This window comes from Gordonia sp. GN26 (genome assembly GCF_054823965.1).
This window is the reverse complement of record NZ_JSYC01000083.1, coordinates 1-18,802: the sequence shown is the minus strand read 5'-3', so window position 1 is coordinate 18,802 and position 18,802 is coordinate 1. Positions and strand designations below refer to the sequence as shown.

The 18,802-nt window shown below is 68.7% G+C and carries 17 protein-coding genes; 13 read left to right on the top strand and 4 right to left on the bottom strand.

Features of this window, described 5'->3' with window-relative positions; all coding sequences use genetic code 11:
* The first annotated feature begins 118 nt into the window (after positions 1-118).
* Positions 119-1,300, top strand: coding sequence for an MFS transporter (locus OK17_RS16565; protein WP_461418135.1), 1,182 nt, complete (start codon positions 119-121; stop codon positions 1,298-1,300).
* On the opposite strand, the gene OK17_RS16560 is transcribed toward OK17_RS16565, so the two are convergent.
* Positions 1,219-2,154, bottom strand: a complete 936-nt coding sequence (locus tag OK17_RS16560; protein WP_461418134.1) for a diacylglycerol/lipid kinase family protein — start codon at positions 2,152-2,154, stop codon at positions 1,219-1,221. The two genes, OK17_RS16565 and OK17_RS16560, sit on opposite strands and share 82 nt — an antisense overlap.
* A 129-nt stretch (positions 2,155-2,283) precedes the next feature.
* Here OK17_RS16560 and OK17_RS16555 point away from each other — a divergent pair, with 129 nt between their 5' ends.
* Both OK17_RS16555 and OK17_RS16550 read left to right on the top strand, forming a co-directional pair.
* Positions 2,284-2,730 carry a hypothetical protein gene (locus OK17_RS16555; protein WP_461418097.1) on the top strand — a complete coding sequence of 149 codons (447 nt, stop codon included), beginning with the start codon at positions 2,284-2,286 and terminating at the stop codon, positions 2,728-2,730.
* Between the two features lie 109 nt (positions 2,731-2,839).
* Complete coding sequence (locus OK17_RS16550) at positions 2,840-3,628, top strand: ParA family protein (RefSeq protein ID WP_461418096.1); 789 nt, start codon at positions 2,840-2,842, stop codon at positions 3,626-3,628.
* A gap of 18 nt (positions 3,629-3,646) precedes the next feature.
* On the opposite strand, the gene OK17_RS16545 is transcribed toward OK17_RS16550, so the two are convergent.
* Both OK17_RS16545 and OK17_RS16540 read right to left on the bottom strand, forming a co-directional pair.
* Positions 3,647-4,921, bottom strand: coding sequence for an Rv3212 family protein (locus OK17_RS16545; protein ID WP_461418095.1), 1,275 nt, complete (start codon positions 4,919-4,921; stop codon positions 3,647-3,649).
* Between the two features lie 18 nt (positions 4,922-4,939).
* Positions 4,940-6,562: a DEAD/DEAH box helicase gene (locus tag OK17_RS16540; RefSeq protein WP_461418094.1), complete on the bottom strand. Its 1,623-nt coding sequence runs from the start codon at positions 6,560-6,562 to the stop codon at positions 4,940-4,942.
* 338 nt (positions 6,563-6,900) lie between these two features.
* Here OK17_RS16540 and OK17_RS16535 point away from each other — a divergent pair, with 338 nt between their 5' ends.
* Positions 6,901-7,593 carry a ferritin-like fold-containing protein gene (locus tag OK17_RS16535; protein ID WP_006866914.1) on the top strand — a complete coding sequence of 231 codons (693 nt, stop codon included), beginning with the start codon at positions 6,901-6,903 and terminating at the stop codon, positions 7,591-7,593.
* Between the two features lie 112 nt (positions 7,594-7,705).
* The gene (locus tag OK17_RS16530) at positions 7,706-7,936 is read left to right on the top strand and encodes a DUF3107 domain-containing protein (RefSeq protein WP_232716270.1); all 231 of its coding nucleotides are present in this window, start codon (positions 7,706-7,708) and stop codon (positions 7,934-7,936) included.
* Between the two features lie 105 nt (positions 7,937-8,041).
* On the opposite strand, the gene OK17_RS16525 is transcribed toward OK17_RS16530, so the two are convergent.
* Positions 8,042-8,722: a TetR/AcrR family transcriptional regulator gene (locus OK17_RS16525; protein ID WP_232716269.1), complete on the bottom strand. Its 681-nt coding sequence runs from the start codon at positions 8,720-8,722 to the stop codon at positions 8,042-8,044.
* Positions 8,723-8,788: 66 nt separating this feature from the next.
* On the opposite strand from OK17_RS16525, the gene OK17_RS16520 reads away from it, so the two are divergent.
* The 8 genes from OK17_RS16520 to OK17_RS16485 all read left to right on the top strand — a co-directional run bounded on the left by OK17_RS16520 (position 8,789) and on the right by OK17_RS16485 (position 18,757).
* Positions 8,789-9,832, top strand: coding sequence for a DUF3152 domain-containing protein (locus OK17_RS16520; protein ID WP_232716267.1), 1,044 nt, complete (start codon positions 8,789-8,791; stop codon positions 9,830-9,832).
* Positions 9,833-9,904: 72 nt separating this feature from the next.
* Positions 9,905-11,101: an adenylyltransferase/sulfurtransferase MoeZ gene (gene moeZ / locus OK17_RS16515; protein ID WP_232716265.1), complete on the top strand. Its 1,197-nt coding sequence runs from the start codon at positions 9,905-9,907 to the stop codon at positions 11,099-11,101.
* Between the two features lie 92 nt (positions 11,102-11,193).
* Entirely contained in the window at positions 11,194-12,048 is an 855-nt protein-coding gene (locus OK17_RS16510) for a TIGR02569 family protein (protein ID WP_232716263.1), read from the top strand.
* A gap of 239 nt (positions 12,049-12,287) precedes the next feature.
* The gene (locus OK17_RS16505; protein WP_461418093.1) at positions 12,288-13,751 is read left to right on the top strand and encodes a nitrate/nitrite transporter; all 1,464 of its coding nucleotides are present in this window, start codon (positions 12,288-12,290) and stop codon (positions 13,749-13,751) included.
* A gap of 50 nt (positions 13,752-13,801) precedes the next feature.
* A complete protein-coding gene (gene nirB / locus OK17_RS16500) occupies positions 13,802-16,384 on the top strand; it encodes a nitrite reductase large subunit NirB (protein WP_461418092.1) in 2,583 nt (860 codons plus the stop codon).
* A complete protein-coding gene (locus tag OK17_RS16495) occupies positions 16,381-16,806 on the top strand; it encodes a nitrite reductase (NAD(P)H) small subunit (RefSeq protein ID WP_232716257.1) in 426 nt (141 codons plus the stop codon). Before nirB ends, OK17_RS16495 begins: the two co-directional genes overlap by 4 nt.
* Entirely contained in the window at positions 16,803-17,978 is a 1,176-nt protein-coding gene (locus OK17_RS16490) for a uroporphyrinogen-III synthase (protein WP_232716255.1), read from the top strand. The genes OK17_RS16495 and OK17_RS16490 overlap by 4 nt, the downstream gene beginning before the upstream one ends.
* A gap of 20 nt (positions 17,979-17,998) precedes the next feature.
* On the top strand, positions 17,999-18,757 hold the full coding sequence (locus OK17_RS16485; RefSeq protein ID WP_461418091.1) for a sirohydrochlorin chelatase: 759 nt from the start codon (positions 17,999-18,001) through the stop codon (positions 18,755-18,757).
* The last annotated feature ends 45 nt before the right edge of the window (positions 18,758-18,802 follow it).

Genomic DNA, 18,802 nt, shown 5'->3' with positions numbered 1-18,802 from the left:
TTGATCCACACCACTCCGATCCGGCGCTCGCGGCCGGGGTTCTGAGCGGCGTCTGGCGGGCTGCGCCGTAGGTGCCGCCCTGCTCGAGGATCTGATCCCGCTCTACCCGGTTTACGCGATTCTCTTCGCCGACCCCACGGTCCCCGGGGCTGGTTTGTCGCCTGTCGAGATCAGTGCGTTGTTCATCCTGTGGTCGCTGTCGACGGTGATCGTCGAAGTGCCGACCGGGGTCCTCGCAGACCGGGTTTCGCGACGCCGTTTGCTGGTGGCGGGGCCTCTGGTCACGGGCACCGGTTTTGCGCTCTGGACCTTCACTCCCTCCTTCCCGTCTTTCGCCGCGGGCTTCATGCTGTGGGCGATCGGTGGTTCGCTGCGTTCGGGTACGAGCCAGGCGCTCGTCTACGACGAACTGGCGAATCTCGGCCGGTCACACGAGTACGCAAGGCTTTCGGGTGCGATGCGGGCCGCGGCTGCGATCGGGGTGATCGGCGGCACGGCCCTGGCGGTGCCGCTCCTCGCGTGGGGTGGGTACACGGCGGCGGGCGCCGCGAGCGTCACGGCCTGCGTGCTCTGCGCGCTGGTCTCCGCCGGTTTGCCGGAGTCGGGCCGTGCTGGAGTGGAGACCTTCGAACAGAATCCGGCCCCGGGCGCCGGCACCACTGACCTCGACGAACCCGACGGGTGGCTCGCGATCCTCCGCGGTGGGCTGCGCCACCTGCGCGACCAGCCGATCGCGCGTCGGCTGCTGATGCTGGTCATCGCCCTGACCTGGGTGGCGGCGCTCGACGAGTACCTGCCGTTGTTGATGGAGTCGTTCCTGGGCGGTTCATCGGGTGCCATGACCCCGGAGGCCGTCGCACTGCTCATGATCGTGGTCGCCACCGGCGACATCTGCGGTTCCCTTGCGGCCCGGCGCGTCCGGAGTCCCGCTGCGATCGGCCCCGCGGTGGGCCTCGGGGCGGTGGCGCTGATCGCGGCCGCCCTGTGGGGTCACCCGGCGGGCGTCGTCGGCGTGGCCATCGCGTTCGGGGTCTTCGGGTGGGCGCTGGTCGTCGCCGACGCCGCGTTGCAGGACCGACTGGACTCCTCGTCGCGGGCGACGGTCACGTCGATCGCGGGCGTGGGGGAGGAGGTGGTCGCGATCCTCGCCTTCGCCGGATGGGCTGCGGGATCGGTACATCTCGGGCCGGCGGCGTTGTTCGCGATCGCCGCGCTGCCCTATGCGGTGGGGGCGGGTGCGATGACGGTCAGGGCGTCGCGACGATGGCGAAAACGTATGTCGCGGAACGCGCCGATGTAGTCACCGTCCATCTGCACGTCGATCGGGGCCTCGGCGATGAACCGGATGTCGTCGACGTCGTCGTCGCGGAAAAGGTGGTGCGCCTTGGGATCTGCCTGGGCCAGCAGTCGCGTGGCGAGAGGGAGGTTGCGCAGGACGCCGGTCGACGTCGCCACGAACACGCCGAGTCCGGTGTCGAAGCCGGTGGTCGGATTGGTGCGGATCTCGCGCGGCCCGAGATAGGTCCACGGACTGGTGTTGGAGACGAAACCGAAACGGGCACCTACGATCCGGTCGCGGCCGGGGATCTCGACGTCGAACGTCGCCGAGCTGCCGGCCTGCTTGAGGAAGCTGCTGACGGTGGTCCACAGGTACCGCGCGGGAGTGGCGGCCTTGCCCGCATGACGCTTGTCTTCCATCGCGTGCACCACGACGGCGTCCATGCCCATGCCGGTGTTGAACAGGAACCAGCGATCGTCGGTGTGGCCGAGTCCGATTCGACGGCTCGCCCCGGCGTCGAGCAGCGAGATGATCTGCTGGGTCGCGAGCAGTGGGTCGGGGTCGATGCCCAGGGTCCGGGCGAAGACGTTCGCGCTGCCGCCCGGGATCACGGCCAGGCTCGGCCGGCGCCGCGAGGGGTCGCTCGTCCCCGGAGGATCGAGAAGACCGTTGGTGGCCTCGTTCACCGAGCCGTCGCCACCGTGGACGACGACCGTGTCGAAGCCCTCGGCGGCCGCGCGGGCGGCGAGTTCGAAAGCGTGGCCGCGATGAGTGGTGAGCTCGACGTCGAGGTCGAAGTGAGCGCTCAGCGTGTGCACGAGAGCATCGCGCCCGGCCGGACTGGTCGCGGTGGCGAAGGGGTTGACGATGAGCATGACGCGCACGACACCCGAGGATATGGGGTAGGTGGCACAACTGCGCAATCCGCCCTGCATCGGCCAGGCTGCGGGTGGGCGCCGTGGGGTGCGCAGGCACCTCCCGATCGGCCCGAATACCCTGGACGCGTGAGCACGGAGAAGGACCGCCCGGAGCAGGACCGGCTTGAGGTCGACGTCGATCCGTCGGTGACGCCCACCCAGATCAGGGTGGCCGGCGCGGTGACCACCGTGGAGGGCCTGATCGGCGTCACGGTGGCGGTGATCCTGGTGATCCGCGGCCTCGCCGGACACGAGGAGACAGCCATCAGCGGTTATGGCACCGCGGGCTGGTTCGGCATCATCGGCGGCGGTGTTCTCGTCGGCGGGCTCGCCCTCCTGACGGGCCGGCGCTGGGGACGCTCGATCGCGATGGTCGCCCAGATCCTGCTGCTCCCGGTCGCGTACTACCTGTACACGAGCGGTTGGCCGGTGTTCAGCGTGCCGCTCGCACTGGCGGCACTCGTGGTGCTGGTCATGCTGTTCAGCCCGGCCGCCGTCCGGTGGCTCGCCGGGGACCTCGAACCCGACCACTGAACCCGGCGCGGGTCGTGGAATCGGGCATTCCGATCAGTTGATCCAGTTGTTACCACAACCCTGACTCCAATACGTCGACGTCCGGGCGGTCGCCCGTACAGTGGGGCGCATGACGCGCATCCTCGCGATTGCCAATCAGAAGGGTGGGGTCGCCAAGACCACCACGGTCGAGTCCCTCGGAGCCGCTCTCGCCGACCTCGACGTGTCGGTGCTGGTCGTCGATCTCGACCCGCAGGGCTGTCTCACCTTCTCCCTCGGCCACGATCCCGATCAGCTGGAGTCCTCGGTGCACGACGTGCTCCTGGGCGACGAGGAGATCGCCGACGTGCTCCTCGACACCGAGGACAAGGTGACGCTGCTGCCCGCCACCATCGACCTGGCGGGGGCCGAAGCCCTGCTGCTGATGCGGCCGGGACGTGAGTACGCACTCAAGCGGGCACTCGCCGAGGTCGGGCAGGACTTCGACGTCATCATCGTCGACTGCCCGCCGTCGCTGGGCGTGCTCACGCTCAACGGACTGACCGCGGCCGACGAGGTGATCGTCCCCCTGCAGTGCGAGACGCTCGCCCATCGCGGCGTGGGACAGCTGCTGCGTACGGTCCGCGAGGTCCAGCAGATCACCAATCCGAACCTCGAGATGCTGGGAGCGGTGGCGACGCTGTTCGACGCCCGGACCACACACAGCCGGGACGTCCTCTCCGACGTCGCCGATCGCTACGACCTGCCGGTGCTGAGCCCGCCGATCCCGCGCACGGTCCGGTTCGCGGAGGCCTCCGCCTCCGGAACGTCGGTCATGCGTGGGCGAAAGAACAAGGGCGCCACCGCATATCGCGAACTCGCGGAGAACCTGTGGAAGCACTGGGACGCGGGGGAGGATGTGCGGACCGTCGACTTCTGAGGCGTCGAACGGACGGGGTCAGGCCGGTCCGAAGGCCTCGACCGTCGTACCGCGCTGTTCGACGACCGTGTCGCCGATGACCCGCAGGTTCACCACGCCGTCCGGTGCGCTGCTGCGGTCGAGTGGGATCGAACGGATCTCACGACCGCCCGCGACGTCGCGCACACTGATCCCCGACGCACTCGGCAGCAGGAGTTGCCCCGCCATCACCTGACCGGGACCGAGCGTCGCCGGCACCTGGTAGATCGGCTTGAGGCTCTGCGCATCCAGCACCACGGTGGCCTTGCCGGTCCAGTACGTGACGATGCCGTTGCCCTCGAGCGGGACGCTGCCCTTCGGCGGCGCGGCATCCCCGGCGACGGTGTTCGAACCGGTGGCCACGCCCTCGGAATCGAAGCGGCGGATCGACGGTCCGCTGTCGCCGCCGAGCGCCGGCGGTTCGGCAGGACTCGCCCCACCGTCGTAGACGGCGATACCCGTCGACGACATCGCGATCACCACCGGCGGAGGTCCGCTGACGTCACCGGTGATCAGCGTCGAACCGTACTGCTCGACCCGTTCGTCGTCGTCGAGGAGGGCGCCCAGCACGGTCAGCCGGTAGCCCGGGTCGTCGGCGCACCGTTCGACGACGGACATGCGATCGCCGGTGATGGCCGAGGAGTAGATGACGCAGTCCTTGCGCTTCGCCTCGTCCTCCGGGCGCACGGGCGCCTCCACGCGGCCGTATTCGACGCCGCGGACCAGATTCGAACCCCACGTCTCCAGTCGCCCGGAGCCCTGGGCGACCACGTACCCGTAATCGCTGACGAGGCGTAGGTCGTCGTCGGCGTCACTGGTCCGGGAGCCCTTGCGGGCACCGGTCTTCGCGTCGAGCGCGGTGACCTCGGAGCAGCCCCGCGAATTGCGATAGACCGCGAGCGCGAGATCGTTGCTGGCGGTCCATGCGGTGTCGACGACGCACAGGTCGAGGTCCCGGCGATAGGACCACAGTTCGGCCCCGGACGACGGGTCGTGACCGATGACGGAGCCACCGTCGCCCGTCACGACCACCGAATCGGCGATCGCCGGGGCGACAGTGGCATCGGAGGAGGCCTGCCAGCGCGGCGCGAAGGCGTCCGGCACCGTTGCGGGCTGTTCGACCCGGGGCGGGGCGGACTGCGCCTGGACGCTGGTCGTTCCACGTACCGGGCTCACCAGCCAGGCGATCAGCCCGGCGACGGCGACGAGCACGATGATGGTCGCGGTGGCCGCGAGATCGATCGGCCGGCGCCGCTCCGGTTTGACGCGTGCCACGCGTGGACTCGTGGTGGGTTACTCGGCTGCGGACTGAGCAGAGACGGGGGTCGCGTCGCCGGCGCCCGAACCCTCGCCCGCGGGCTTGCGGTTGGCCCCACCGCGACGGCGGCGACGACGACGCGGCTTCGAGGTGCCGTCGCCGTTGTCCTCACCGGAAGCCTTGGTGTCGTTGCTCGCCGACTCGCCGCTCTCGGCGGTGGCGGTGGACTCCGCGGTGTTTGCGGACTTCGCGGTGTCGCCGGCCTCGGAACCCTGGCCGCCGCGGGTACGACGACGGGTGCGGGTCGACCGCTTGCGCGGTTCCCGGTCCTCACGTGTCTCGCGGGTCTCGTTCGGGTCGCGGGCGGGCTTGGCGGCCACGATGCGGCCGGTGGCCGAATCGGGGATCGACAGGTCCTCGCGCAGGTTCTCCGACGTCGAGTAGGTCTCGACCGGCTCGGGGATGCCGAGCCCGAGGGCCTTGTCGATGAGCTCCCAGCGGTGCAGCTCGTCCCAGTCGACGAGGGTCACGGCGATGCCGGTACGGCCCGCACGACCGGTGCGCCCGATGCGGTGCACGTAGGTCTTGTCGTCCTCGGGGCACTGGTAGTTGATGACGTGGGTGACGTCGTCGATGTCGATGCCGCGGGCGGCGACGTCGGTGGCGACGAGGACGTCGATGGTGCCGTCGCGGAACCGGCCGAGGGCCTTCTCGCGAGCCACCTGACCGAGGTCGCCGTGCACGGCGCCGACCTTGAACCCGCGCTCGGCGAGGTCGTCGGCGACCTTCTGCGCGGTGCGCTTGGTGCGGGTGAAGATCATCGTCGCGCCGCGGCCCTCGGCCTGCAGGATGCGGGCCACGAGCTCGGCCTTGTCGAGAGCGTGCGCACGGTAGGCGTACTGCTTGGTGCGGTCGTGCACCGCCGAGTCGTTGGCGTTCTCGGCCCGGATGTGAGTGGGCCGGTGCAGGAAGGTGCGGGCCAGGGTGACGATCGGGCCCGGCATGGTCGCCGAGAACAGCATCGTCTGGCGCGGGGTCGGCAGCGCGGACATGATGCGCTCGATGTCCGGGAGGAAGCCGAGGTCGAGCATCTCGTCGGCCTCGTCGAGGACGAGGATCGAGACCTTGCCGAGCACGAGGTGGCCCTGCTGGGCGAGATCGAGGAGGCGACCCGGGGTGCCGACGACGACGTCGACGCCCGACTGCAGCTCGGCGATCTGCGCCTCGTAGGGTCGGCCGCCGTAGATCGAGGTGATCTTCAGCATGCGGTTGGTGCCGTCGGCGAGGGTGACGTCGGTGTTCTTGGCGGCGATCTCGAGGTCGCTGGTCACCTGCACGCAGAGCTCGCGCGTGGGCACGATGATCAGGGCGCGGGGGGTGTTGTCGAGGGGCCGGACACCCGAGGCCTCGGCGTTGGCGAGGCGATGGAGCAGCGGGATGCCGAAGCCGTAGGTCTTGCCCATGCCGGTACGGGCCTGACCGATGAGGTCGTCTCCGCCCATGGCGAGGGGGAGGGTCAGTTCCTGGATGGCGAACGTCTGGGTCTTGCCGTCCTCGGTGAGTGCCGAGACGATACGCTCGTCCACGCCGAGTTCGGCGAAGGTGGGGGCGGTGTGGGTTTCGTCGACGATGGTCGTCTGCACGGCCGAATCGCTCATGTGCGGTTGTTGCCTTTCTGGCCAGTTCTCTTGCGCGCGTGTGATTCCTGCGCGCACGAGGAAAAAGCTCGAAAGTGCGCGCGCAAATGTCGTGGTGGTACCGGGGATTCGGCCGGGCGTCGGGCGACGAACTCTTCGATTCCGCGTGGAACTCGCTGTCTCGATCCCGCGTACATCACGGGGGTTCGTCGTCGGAACCAATCGGCCGCATCCACACGCTCGCGCCGGGGAGCAAACGATGATCACGCAGCTCGGCGGGCAGGCGCCGGGGGGTCCCGTCGGGGTGCACCGAGGTCGAGTGTACTTGGTGCTTCCTGAGAGGCCGCTACCATCACCTCATGGCGCCTGTTTCCGAACCCTCCGACATCACCCCGGTAGCTGCGATCGAGACCCAGGACCGCGTGGTCGGGAAGCTGTTCGCGGTGCTGCTGGCCGGCGAGTTCGCCGCCTTCCATCGCCTCATCGAGGAGTCGGCGATGGCTCCCGACGTGCCGAGCAAGATCGCGATCGCGCGCATGGCAGCCTCCGAGGTCGGCCACTTCGACCGCCTCGCCGAGCGAGTCGAGACGATGACGGGGCTCACCGCGGCCGAGGCCGTCGAACGCTACCGCTCGGTCTTCGATCAATACCACCGGGCCACCACCCCGAAGACCTGGTACGAGGCGTTGGTCAAGGCCTACGTCGGTGACGGCCTGGCCTCCGACTTCTACGTCGAACTGTCCGACATGCTCCCGCCCGATTCGCGCACCGTGATGGCCGAGGTGATGGCGGAGACCGCCAATTCGGCGTTCGCGCGTGAGCAGGTCCGGGCGGCCGTCGAGGCCGATCCGTCCATCAAGTCCGCGCTGGTCCTGTGGGGTCGTCGTCTCCTGGGTGAGGCCATCACCCACGCGCAGTGGGTGCTCGCCGCCGAGGAGGAGGTCACCGACCTGCTGTTCTCCGGGGCCTCCTCGCTGTCCGGGGTCGCCCACTTCTTCGACGCGGTCGCGGCCAAACACGCCGAGCGCATGGCCGATCTCGGACTCGACTGACCTCCTGCTCGTTCCCGCCGCTTTTCGCTGTCAGCGGAGCGGCTGTCCGGCCCCATGACCGCTGGACTAACCTTGTGCGGCAAGCGTTGTTGACACCGGAGGAGGGCGGCACATGGCCGTGGAAGTGAAGATCGGCATCACCGACAGCCCGCGTGAGCTGACCGTCGCGACGTCGCTGACCAGCGACGAGGCCTACGCCGAGGTCGAGGCGGCACTCGGCGGCAAGCAGCAGCTGCTGGCCCTGGTGGACGAGAAGGGCGCCCGTTACCTGATCCCGGTCACCAAGATCGCCTACGTCGAGGTCGGGGCGTCGGAGAACCGTCGCGTCGGATTCGGTTCCTGAGGCGGGACACAGACCCACGAACAAGGGTCCGGCGCGCACCGTTGCGAATAATCGCGAGGTGCGCGCCGGACCCTAGTCGTATGTCCGGGACCCGTCGTCGGGGTCTCAGGCCGGACCGGAGTCGGTGTCCTCCGCCGGCGACTCGGCGTCGGCCTGCGGTGCGGCCTGGCGCGGGAAGTGGGACAGACCGCCCCAGAGCAGTGCGACGGTGGTGTCGACGGCCGTCTGCTTGTCGACGGGACGCTTGGCCTCGAGCCAGTAACGCGCGTTGACCTGGCTGGCGCCGACGAGCCCGGAGGCGAGCATACGCGAGCGATACGGGTCGAGGCCGGAGTCGTGCATGACCAGGCCGTACACCGCGTCGACGCACGCCTCGGTCGCACCTTCGACGCGACGGATGACCGCCGGGTCGGAGGCGTCGGACGAGAAGATCAGCCGGTAGCCCGAGTTGTCCTGGTCGATGAAGTCGAAGAAGGCCTCGACCGCGGCCCGGACACGCTTCCGGTTGTCGGTCGTGGTGCGCAGGGCGGTGTTGACGTCGCTGACCAGCTTCTCGGCATGCGAGTCGACGACCGCGATGTAGAGGTCCAGCTTCGACGGGAAGTGCTGATACAGGACGGGTTTGCTCACTCCCGCGTGCACGGCGATCTCGTCCATCCCCGCAGCGTGGTAGCCGCGTTCGACGAAGATCTCACTGGCCGCATCGAGCAACTGCATGCGCCGTGCGCTGCGCGGCAGGCGCGTACTGCGTCCGGGTACCGAGGACGCGTTGGTTGCGGTCGACATGGCGAAGATCGTACTCGGGAGACCTTCCTGCGCAGTATCTGCGGTCCGCTGTGAGAAAGTTGTTTCGTGAGCCGCACAGAGGATGGCGGCACCGGCCTCGACGAGGGACCGGTGCGCACCAAGGATGTCGGCCCGAGATCGTCGGGGCGTCCCAAGCCGGACCAGCCGCTTCGGGCGCGCTGGGACCCGACCGATGACAACGGCCGTCCCCGCGTCGACCGCGATGCGCAGCCCGAATACAAGAAGCAGTCGGCTCTCGGCCGGTTCGTCTCGACGTATGGTTGGCGCGCCTACGCCATCCCGGTTCTGACGATTCTCACGATCGCTCTCATCGTGGTGACCATCCAGGACGGACGGGGTTCCGATCTGGCCCCGACCGCCGCGGTCAATCCCGACTCGGCTGCCCGCAACACCGACATCAGCACCGAGACACGCCCGATCGGTGCGCCGACCGGTGACATCCAGGCCGCGGCACTGCCCGCCGGCACCCTGCCGCAGGGCGGCCCGTTCACCACACAGGGCAAGCAGACCTTCCGGGTGCTGCGCGGAGCGGGTCCGAAGGTCGGCACCGGCGGCCAGGAGTACACCTACACCGTCGAGGTGGAGAACGGCCTGAATCCGCAGGACTACGGCGGCGACCCGACCTTCGCGAAGATGGTCGACATGACGCTGGCCAACCCGCGCAGCTGGATCGGCGACGGGCGCGTGAGCTTCCGCCGCATCGACCGCGGCGAGCCGGACCTGCGCATCACCCTGGTCTCCACCGGCACGACCCGCGAACTGTGCGGATACCAGATCAAGCTGGAGACCTCCTGTTACTACCCGCCGCAGGAACGGGTGACGCTCAACGAGGCCCGCTGGGTGCGCGGTGCTCTGTCCTATCAGGGTGACGACATCGCCTACCGCCAGTACCTCGTCAATCACGAGGTCGGACACGGACTCGGCTACGCATCGCACGAGCCGTGCCGCGAGAACGGGGCGCTCGCGCCGGTGATGATGCAACAGTCCTTCGGCACCGCGAACTCCGAGATCATGGCCCTCGACCCGGACATGAAGGCCAATCGCACGTTCGTCTGCCGCCCGAATCCCTGGCCGTTCCCCAAGCGCTGACCCCGGGAATGAGCGGGCGACTCCGGTGGTTGTGCCAAGAGTCCGTGTACTCGCCGATTACTGGAGGCGTTCGTGTCGTCGCAAGGGTCGCTCACCGGGTCGCTGCCACCCCTCGTGGAGCCGGCAGCCGAACTGAGCAATGAAGAGGTGGCCCGTTACAGCCGCCATCTGATCATCCCGGATGTGGGGATGGACGGGCAGAAGCGCCTGAAGAACGCGAAGGTGCTCGTCATCGGCGCCGGTGGACTCGGTTCTCCGACGCTGCTGTACCTTGCCGCGGCGGGTATCGGCACCATCGGCATCGTCGAATTCGACATCGTCGACGAGTCCAATCTGCAGCGCCAGGTCATCCACGGCCAGTCCGACATCGGACGCCCGAAGGCCGAGAGCGCGCGGGACTCGATCCTCGAGATCAACCCGTACGTCACCGTGAACATCCACGATCAGCGACTCGAACCCGAGGGCGCGATCGAGTTGTTCTCGCAGTACGACCTCATCCTCGACGGCACCGACAACTTCGCGACCCGTTATCTGGTCAACGACGCCGCGGTGCTCGCGCACAAGCCGTACGTCTGGGGATCGATCTACCGCTTCGAGGGCCAGGCGTCGGTGTTCTGGGAGGACGCCCCCGACGGCCGCGGCATCAACTACCGCGACCTCTACCCGCAGGCCCCGCCGCCCGGGATGGTGCCGTCGTGCGCCGAGGGCGGTGTCCTCGGCATCCTGTGCGCCTCGATCGGATCGATCATGGGCACCGAGGCCATCAAGCTCATCTGCGGTATCGGTGAACCGCTGCTCGGTCGCCTCATGGTCTACGACGCCCTCGACATGACCTACCGGACCATCAAGATCCGCAAGGACCCGGAGGGCGAGCGCATCGCCGGCCTCATCGACTACGACGACTTCTGCGGTGTGGTGTCCAACGAGGCCTCTGACGCCGCGGCCGGCTCGACGCTCACCGCCGCCGAGCTCAAGCAGAAGATCGACGCGGGAGAGAAGCTCGCGATCATCGACGTGCGCGAGCCGGTGGAGTGGGACATCGTGCGGATCGAGGGCGCGACCCTCATCCCCAAGGGCGAGATCCTCTCCGGCGAGGGCCTGGCGAAGGTCCCGCAGGACCGTCCGACCGTCCTGTATTGCAAGACCGGCATCCGGTCGGCCGAGGCGCTCGCCGCACTCAAGCGAGCCGGTTTCGCCGACGCCACCCACCTGCAGGGTGGGGTGACCGCCTGGGCCAACCAGGTCGACAAGACGCTGCCGGTCTACTGAGCACCTTCTCACCGCAGTGGGGGCATCCGTTCCCGGGTGCTCCCACCGCGTGCCTTCTCGAATCGGTCACCGGCGCTCGGTAATCTGACCTGGTGAATACCGTCGAGCCGCCCGAACACGTGCTGAACACGTTCGGGCTCACCTCCCATCCGCCCGTCGCCATGGGCGAATCATGGATCGGTGGCTGGCGCGTCGGTGAGGTCGTGCTGTCGCTCGTGCCCGACCACGCGCGCGCCGCCTGGTCGGCAGCCGTCCGCGAGACGCTCTACGTCGAGGGCATGCGGATCGCACGCCCGTTCCGTGCCACCGACGGCCGCTATGTCGTCTCGGGGTGGCGGGCCGACACTTACATCGCCGGAACACCCGAACCACGCCACGACGAGGTCGTCCTCGTCGCCGACCGTCTACACGAGGCGACTGCGTCCCTCGAACGCCCGCGGTTCCTGCTGCAGCCGCCCGCGCCGCCACACACCGACGTCGACGTCTTCACCGCCGCCGACCGGGCCGCGTGGGAGGAGGTGCCGCTGCGCTCGGCACGTGCCGCGGGCATGGTCGAGCCGACCGCACCCGACGGCGTGCAGAGCGTCGAGATGCTGAGAACGCTGGCGAAGCTCCGCAAGCCGGTCGACCTGCCGTCTCAGGTCGTGCACGGTGATCTGTTCGGCACCGTGCTCTTCGCCGGTGCCGCGGCACCGGGCATCACCGACATCGTCCCCTACTGGCGGCCTGCCCCGTGGGCGGCCGCGGTGGCCGTGGTCGACGCCCTAGCCTGGGGCGGCGCCGACACCGAACTCGTTCAGCGGTGGTCGGATCAACCGGAGTGGCCGCAGATGATGCTGCGGGCGACGATGTTCCGTCTGGCCGTCCACGCCCTGCACCCGCGCTCGACGGCCGGCGCACTGCCCGGGTTGCAGCGGGTCGTCGAGCTGGTACGTTTGCTCGTATAACCGCAGCTCACAGCCCTGATCGCGGTTTGTCCGAGTTCTCACACGGCCTGCGTGCCGAAGTGAGAACAACGTGACGGTCCGGTCACCTCGCGGAAAATCCGCGCAACACGTCCCCGGGATGCTTGGTCTCAGTCGCACGACATCGGTGTCGGCGTCCGATATGACAGCGCGCTGTCGTGTCGAGAAGACAGCCCGCACTGCTCGTGCAGTGACCACCAAGCATCGGAAGACGGGGACGCATGGCATTCGCAGACCTCAGAGCACAGCTCAAGCGTGACCACACCATCACCGACTGGGACCCCGAGGACCGGGTCGCCTGGGAGAACGGCAACGCCGCGATCGCCAAGCGCAACCTCGTGTGGTCGGTGATCTGCGAACACGTCGGTTTCTCGATCTGGTCGCTGTTCTCCGTGATGGCCCTGTTCATGGGCCCGGAGTACGGCATCAGCATGGATCAGAAGTTCGTCATCGCCGCGACCGCGACCCTCGTCGGCTCGTGCCTGCGCATCCCCTACACCCAGGCCACCGCGAGGTTCGGCGGACGCAACTGGGCGATCTTCTCCGCCATCGTCCTCCTCGTCCCCACCGGCCTGACGATGATGCTGATGATGAACCCGGGCGAGTTCGGGTTCGGCTGGTTCCTCGCGGTCGCGGCCATCACCGGCTTCGGCGGCGGCAACTTCGCCTCCTCGATGACCAACATCAACGCCTTCTACCCGCAGCGACTCAAGGGCTGGGCGCTCGGCCTCAACGCCGGCGGCGGCAACATCGGCGTCCCGGTCGTCCAGGTCATCGGCCTGCTGGTCATCTGGCTCTTCGCCGACCAGCCGGAGATCGTCTGCGCGATCTACCTCGTGGCACTCGCGGTCGCGGGCATCGGCGCGGCGATCTACATGGACAACCTCGACCACCAGACCGCCAGCGGCAGGGCGATGATCGACTGCCTCAAATACCGCGACACCTGGCTCATCTGCCTGCTCTACATCGGCACCTTCGGCTCGTTCATCGGTTTCGGTTTCGCGTTCAGCCAGGTCCTCAACATCAGCTTCACCTCCGCCGGTGCCTCCAAGCCCGCGCTCGCGGCAGCGCAGATCGCTTGGATCGGACCGCTTCTCGGTTCGCTGGCCCGCCCTTACGGCGGCAAGCTAGCCGACCGTATCGGCGGCGGCAAGGTCACGCTGTACTGCTTCATCGCGATGGCCGCCTCGGCCTCGATCCTCGTGATCGCGGGTATGTCGGCCGACGCCAACGGCAAGGTGATCAGCGGCGGTGTCCTCGCGGCCTTCATCACCGGCTTCATCCTGCTGTTCCTGATCTCCGGCATCGCGAACGGATCGGTGTACAAGATCATCCCGACGATCTGGGAGCACAAGGCGCAGACGCTGTCGGGGCTGAACGCCTTCGGCAAGTCGACCTGGTCGCGCAGCATGTCCGGTGCGCTCATCGGCATCGCCGGTGCGGCAGGCGGTCTCGGCGGTGTCGGCATCAACCTGGTGCTGCGGTCCAGCTACAAGTCCAATCAATCGGCGACGCAGGCCTTCTGGGTGTTCCTCACCTTCTACGTGGTGGCCGCGGTGGTCACCTGGTGGTTCTACGCACGACGCCCGATCGTCGTCGGCGAGACCACCGATCTGCCGGTCGCGGAGGCCGCCGGAACCACCGCAGGTACCGGCGAGCCGGCCACCAGGGAAGCACTGGCCTGAGTTCGCCCGCGGCGCAACTCGACCATCAGGCAAGGCACAGGGAGTAGACAATGAGCAGCGAGACCAACACCGGCCGCAACACCGTCGTCGTGGTGGGTCACGGCATGGTCGGCCACCGCTTCGTGCAGGAGATGCGCAAGCGTGACACCGAGAACCGGTGGCGCGTCGAGATCGTCTCCGAGGAGCGCGATCCGGCCTATGACCGCGTGGGTCTGTCCTCCTACGTCGGTGCGTGGCAGCGTGATTCGCTCGCGCTGGACGGCAACACCTACGACGGCGACGATCTCGTCGTCACGCATCTGGGAGAGGCCGTCACCGGCATCGACCGCGTGCATCGACGCGTGGTGACCTCCGGTGGCTGTGAGATCGCCTATGACGCACTCGTTCTCGCGACGGGTTCGTACGCCTTCGTGCCGCCGGTGCCGGGTCACGACAACTCGAAGTGCTTCGTCTACCGCACGCTCGACGACCTCGACGACATCCGGGCAGCCGCCGACGCGGCCGGCCCGGGGGCGACGGGCGTCGTGGTCGGAGGTGGTCTGCTCGGGCTCGAGGCGGCCAACGCGCTCAAGCTGATGGGCCTGAAGCCGCACGTGGTCGAATTCGCACCGCGGCTGATGCCGATGCAGGTCGACGCCGGGGGCGGCGCGATCCTGAAGAACCTCGTCACCGACCTCGGCCTCGAGGTCCACACCGGCGTCGGCACCTCGGAGATCGCCGACGCGGAGAACGGCGGCCTGCGTGTCACGCTCTCCGACGAGTCGCTGATCGACGCCTCGCTGGTCGTCTTCTCCGCGGGCGTCCGGCCCCGAGACCAGCTCGCCCGCGACGCGGGCCTCGCGGTCGCCGAGCGCGGCGGTGTCCTCGTCGACACGAACTGCGTCACCGACGACGAGCACATCTTCGCCATCGGTGAGGTCGCCGCGGTGGAGGGCCGCTGCTACGGACTCGTCGCCCCCGGCTACTCGACCGCCGAGGTCGTCGCCGACCGTCTCCTCGGCGGCTCGTCGACCTTCCCCGGCGCTGACATGTCGACCAAGCTGAAACTGCTCGGCGTCGACGTCGCCAGCTTCGGCGATGCGTTCGCGACCACCGAGAACGCCCTCGAGATCACCTACCACGACGCGGTCGCGGGCAAGTACGCCAAGATCGTCGTCAGCGACGACGCGAAGACCCTGCTCGGCGGGATCCTGGTCGGCGACGCGTCGGCGTACGCCCTGCTCAAGCCGATGGTCGGTCGCGAGATCCCCGGCGACCCCGCGGCCCTGATCGCCCCGGAGGGCGGCACCGGCGTCGGCATGGACGCGCTGCCCGACGATGCCGAGATCTGCTCCTGCAACGGGGTGTCGAAGGGCTCGATCTGCTCGGCCATCGCCGACGGCGCCTGCGACATCGCCGCGATCAAGGGCTGCACCTCGGCCGGCACCACCTGCGGCGGTTGTGTGCCCAGCATCAAGCAGCTGCTCTCCGCGTCGGGCGTCGAACTCAGCAAGTCGCTGTGTGATCACTTCGCCCAGTCACGCGCCGAACTGTACGAGATCGTCGCTGTCACCGGCATAAGGACCTTCTCCGATCTCATCGACCGTTACGGCACCGGCCAGGGCTGCGAGATCTGCAAGCCGACCGTCGCCTCGATCCTCGCCTCGACGTCGAGCGATCACATCCTCGACGGCGAGCAGGCCGGACTGCAGGACACCAACGACCACTTCCTCGCGAACATGCAGAAGAACGGGTCGTACTCGGTGGTGCCCCGCATGCCGGGCGGTGAGGTCACCCCCGAGCAGCTCATCGTGATCGGCGAGATCGCCCGTGACTACGGGCTGTACACCAAGGTCACCGGTGGCCAGCGCATCGACCTGTTCGGTGCCCGCGTCGACCAGCTGCCCGAGATCTGGCGACGCCTCGTCGACGCCGGGATGGAGTCCGGGCACGCCTACGGCAAGAGCCTGCGCACGGTGAAGAGCTGCGTCGGTTCCACCTGGTGCCGCTACGGCGTTCAGGACTCGGTCGGCATGGCGGTCTTCCTCGAGAAGCGGTACCGGGGCCTGCGGTCGCCGCACAAGATCAAGTTCGGCGTCTCCGGGTGTGCCCGCGAATGCGCGGAGGCCCGCGGCAAGGACGTCGGCGTGATCGCCACCGAGAACGGCTGGAACCTCTACGTCGGCGGCAACGGCGGTCAGAGCCCCAAACATGCGCAGCTGCTGGCCAGCGGAGTGGATGACGACACCCTGGTCGCCTACATTGATCGGTACCTCATGTTCTACATCCGTACCGCCGACCGGCTGCAGCGCACCGCGCCGTGGCTGGAGTCCCTCGAAGGCGGTCTCGACCACCTCAAGGCGGTCGTCTGCGACGACAGCCTGGGACTCGCCGCCGAACTCGAGGACGCGATGGCCCGGCACGTCGCCGGATACCGGGACGAATGGGCGGCGGTGCTCGACGACGAGGACAAGTTGAAGCGGTTCGTGTCGTTCGTGAACGCACCCGACGTGGTCGACCCGACCATCCGGTTCGCCGAGTACGAACGTAAGGTGCCGGTGCTGCTCGACATGCCGCAGGTGCGTCCGGGAGCGGAGGAGAACACCGGGTCGGTTGTGACCGCAGCGCCGGTGAAGGAAGGAGTGCCGACATGACCATCGCACCAGACGAGACCGGGCAGCGGTCGGGAGCCGACGCGTCGGGGCCGGTCGAGGGAGCCTGGGTGAGGGCGTGCCCGATCGACGACCTGATCATCGGACGCGGAGTAGCGGTGCTCGGACCACGCGGTGAGCAGGCGGCGCTGTTCCGTCTGCCGGCCGCGGAGACCGATCGGGAGGCGGCTCCCGGCCGCTCGCGCCTGTACGCCATCGGCAACATCGACCCGTTCGGTCGCGCCGCGGTGCTCTCGCGCGGACTCACCGGTGACCGTGCCGGCGAGCCGACGGTGGCCTCGCCGCTGGGCAAGCAGGTCTTCGCGCTGCGGACCGGTGTCTGCCTGGACGACGAATCGGTCTCCGTGCCGAGCTACGGCGTACGCGTCGTCGAGCGGATCGTCGAGGTGTTCTTTCCCGCGTGAACACCATCAATCTTCCCGGTGATGCGGCCGAGTCCGACCCGTTGCCACTCACCGGATTCACCATCGGCATCACCGCGGCGCGTCGTGCCGAGGAGTTCGCCGTACTGCTGGAACGACGCGGTGCCCGGGTCGTCCAGGCTCCGACGATCCGCATCCTGCCGCTCGTCGACGACACCGAACTCGAGCGGGTGACCGAGGAGATCATCGCCTCGCCGCCGCAGATCATGGTGGCGACCACCGGCATCGGATTCCGCGGCTGGATCGAGGCGGCCGACGGTTGGGGCAACGCCGAGGACGTGCTGCGTTCGCTGTCGCAGAGCAGGCTGATCGCTCGCGGCCCCAAGGCGAAGGGCGCGATCCGCGCCGCGGGCCTGCGGGAGGAGTGGTCGCCGGAGAGCGAGTCCTCCTCGGAGGTGCTCGATCACCTGCTCGCCGAGGGCGTCGAGGGTGTGCGGATCGCCGTACAGCTCCACGGTGCGACGAGCGAGTGGGAACCGTTGCCGGACTTCTGCACCGTCCTGCGGGCCGCGGGCGCCGAGGTCGTGCCGATCCCGGTCTACCGGTGGAACATGCACCCGGACGTGGCGCGCATCGACAAGATGATCGCGCAGGTTCTGCGCGGCGACCTCGACGCGATCACCTTCACCAGCGCACCGGCCGCGGCGTCGATCCTCACCCGCGCCAAGGAACTGGGCAAACTGCAACAGTTCGTGCACGCACTGCGCACGGCGGTCCCGGTGATGTGCGTGGGATCGGTGACCGCCAGTCCGCTGGAGGCGCTGCAGATCCCGACGACGTACCCGCGCCGGTTCCGGCTCGGAGCGCTCGCGCGCCTGATCACCGACGAACTACCGCGCCGCACCCACGTGCTGCGGGTCGCCGGACACGACACCGCGATCCGCGGCCAGGCCGTCGTCGTCGACGGCGAGCTGAAGGATCTGTCGGCGACGGGTCTGCTGCTGCTGAAGCTGCTCGCACGCAACCCCGGTCGGGTGGTGTCGCGGCAGGAGATGCTCGCGGTGCTGCCCGGCGACAGCTCCGACACCCACGCCGTCGAGGTCGCGGTCGCGCGACTCCGTGCGGCACTGGGGGATTCGAAAATGGTCCAGACCGTCGTCAAACGCGGTTACCGCCTGGCCGTCGACCTCGAGTACGACGCCGAAGACGAATGACCACGTCCAGGGGAGGACACATGCGAGACAACGTCCTGCAAGATGGCACTGTTCGGCTCCCGCACGGCGACCGCCTGCGCGACGTCAGTCCTGTGCTGGTCGCTCACGGCACCCGTAACCCGCACGGCGTCAACGTGATCGCCGAGATCGCCGAGGCCGTCAGCGCGCGGATCGGACTCACCCGCACCGCTTTCGTCGACGTGCTCGGGCCGACACCCTGCGAGGTCATCGCCGACCTCGACAAGCCCGCGGTCCTGGTGCCGGCCTTCCTCGCATCGGGGTACCACGTCCGCAAGGACATCCCCGAACACGTCGCGCTCGCCGGCCGCTCCGACACAGTCGTGACCCGAGCACTCGGCCCCGACCCGGCGATCGCGGCGGTCGCCCGCCTGCGGCTCGCCGAGGCCGGCTGGGAGCCGGGCGACGCGGTGGTCCTGGCCGCCGCCGGGTCGTCGGACTCCAGTGCCTGCGGCCAGGTGCATCTGGCCGCACGGCAACTGGAATCCCTGATCGGCGGTCGCGTGGAGGTCGGGTTCATCACCACCGCGCAACCGTCGGTCCCGGAGGCGATCGAGAAGGCGCGCCGCACCGGACGCCGCGTCGTGGTCGCGAGCTACCTGCTCGCACCCGGGCTCTTCCACCAGCGTCTGGAGACCTACGGCGCCGACGCCGTCGCCGCACCCCTCGGCCCGGACCCGCGCATCGTCGACCTCATCGTCACGCGTATGCGGGCCGCGATCAGCCCGTACCGACGCACCCCGGTGCCGCGGCTCGTGTGAGCTGCGTCGGCTGGCTTCGATACGGCTCGTCGCAAGCTCCTCGCC